The sequence below is a fragment of the Pseudescherichia sp. genome (genome assembly GCF_031998825.1).
GTDB lineage: Bacteria > Pseudomonadota > Gammaproteobacteria > Enterobacterales > Enterobacteriaceae > Pseudescherichia.
In genome coordinates, this window is the sequence record NZ_DAMACX010000103.1 from 1 (window position 1) to 536 (window position 536).

Sequence of the window (536 nt, forward strand, 5' to 3'; positions counted from 1 at the left end):
CTGCAGCTGTGCTATTTCATCCAGTTGATCCTGCAGATTGAGTCCAACGGCCACTCGGTGTCGTTTGCCCGTATGGACCAGTATCTCTACCCGTACTACCGCCGTGACGTGGAGCTGAACCAGTCCCTGGATCGCGAGCACGCCATTGAGCTGCTGCACAGCTGCTGGCTGAAGCTGCTGGAAGTGAACAAGATCCGCTCCGGCTCTCACTCTAAAGCCTCTGCCGGTAGCCCGCTGTACCAGAACGTCACCATCGGTGGCCAGATGCTGGTCAATGACGTGCCGATGGATGCGGTCAATCCGCTCTCCTATGCGATTCTGGAATCCTGCGGGCGTCTGCGCTCCACCCAGCCGAACCTGAGCGTGCGCTACCATGCGGGCATGAGCAATGACTTCCTCGACGCCTGCGTGCAGGTGATCCGCTGCGGCTTCGGGATGCCAGCCTTTAACAACGATGAGATTGTCATTCCTGAGTTCATCAAACTCGGCATCGAAAAAGCGGATGCCTACGATTACGCCGCCATCGGCTGCATCGA

Annotated in this window: 1 protein-coding gene; it reads left to right on the forward strand. The window is 58.0% G+C overall.

Features of this window, described 5'->3' with window-relative positions:
* The coding region (locus RTP97_RS21270; protein WP_312417184.1) for a pyruvate formate lyase family protein at positions 1-536 on the forward strand (536 nt) is incomplete at both ends.